Origin of the sequence: Endozoicomonas sp. SESOKO2, assembly GCF_024606245.1 — a bacterium.
Lineage (GTDB): Bacteria > Pseudomonadota > Gammaproteobacteria > Pseudomonadales > Endozoicomonadaceae > Endozoicomonas_A.
Genome location: NZ_JAHHPQ010000385.1, coordinates 1 through 1,182 on the forward strand (window position 1 = coordinate 1; position 1,182 = coordinate 1,182).

General features: G+C 53.8%; 1 protein-coding gene. It reads right to left on the bottom strand.

Annotated features, from left to right (window positions below; translation table 11 throughout):
• The coding region (locus KDK17_RS08385) for an iron chelate uptake ABC transporter family permease subunit (RefSeq protein WP_257287849.1) at window positions 1-1,129 on the bottom strand (1,129 nt) is incomplete at its 3' end.
• Window positions 1,130-1,182 lie beyond the last annotated feature (53 nt).

Here is a 1,182-nt window from a genome sequence, read left to right on the forward strand (position 1 = left end):
GGCCAGGCATCATTACAGAGCCTAAAACCACAAACAAAACGCCCGTGGTCGTCAGACCAGAAACATCGGGACTGGCCAGAGGGTTTCTCATCAGGCTCTGAAGAACCAGACCGGAGACAGCCAGCGCAGCTCCGGCAAAAGCTGCCGTTAAAACTCTGGGCCAACGTAGGTCGATCCAGGATTGGTCAAGGCCGCTGAACAGACTGAAGTAAAAAGCGACCAGCAGTATGGACAGCAGAACCCAGAGGGCTTTTGCCGGAGACGCGTTAAACAGAGCACGTATTCCTGTCTCACCGGGCGCTCTGGCCAAATTGCCGATCCTTTTACGCTGGCTCAACAGGAAAATCATGAAAGGTGCGCCGACAACCGTTGTCATGGCGCCGGCCGGGATACTGTAATGCGCTTCGGACATCAGGAAAGGAATCATTCTGGCCAGCACATCTGCACCCAGTAGCAGTAATGCACCCGTCAAGCTGGCTGCCAGCAGACGTTGCCATGCTGAGCGATAACCGAGACCACGGGCAATGTGCGGGGCAATCAGTCCGATAAAACTGATCATACCCACCTGACTGACGACACTGGCAGACAAAAGCAGAGCAATCACCAGCGACAGGCCAACGGTTCGTCTTACATTCACCCCCAGACTCTCAGCCTGATCTCTGCCCAACTCAATCAGATCCAGACGTCTGGCCAGCAATGTGGCAAAGAGAATCATCAGGGTAAAGATCGGCCAACTGTTGTTGATGGCCTGATAGTCAAACTGGGCAAGATTCCCTGCACCCCAGGTGTACAAACCCTCCAGACGATTCTCAAAAAACATCAGAATACCGGCACTGAGAGCACCCAGTGACAGGGTAATAGCCATGCCAATCAGAACAAGGTTTACCGGTGAATCACTGATAGCAGTGGCCAGCCTGAACACCAGTAAAGTGGTAAGCGCAGCACCCGCAAAGGCGACTACGACCGGGTACTGGTCGGTCAATTCAGGCAATAGAACAGATCCCAGCACTATGGCGAGCATGGCCCCGGAGTTCACACCCAGTGTTGCCGGACTGGCAAAGGGATTTCTTGTCGCTCCCTGAATCAAAACACCCGCTGCCCCCAGTGCGGCACCGCATAACAATGCCATCAATGTTCTTGGCAGAAGGAGCCAGGTCACTATTTCAGAGGCCATAGTATGAT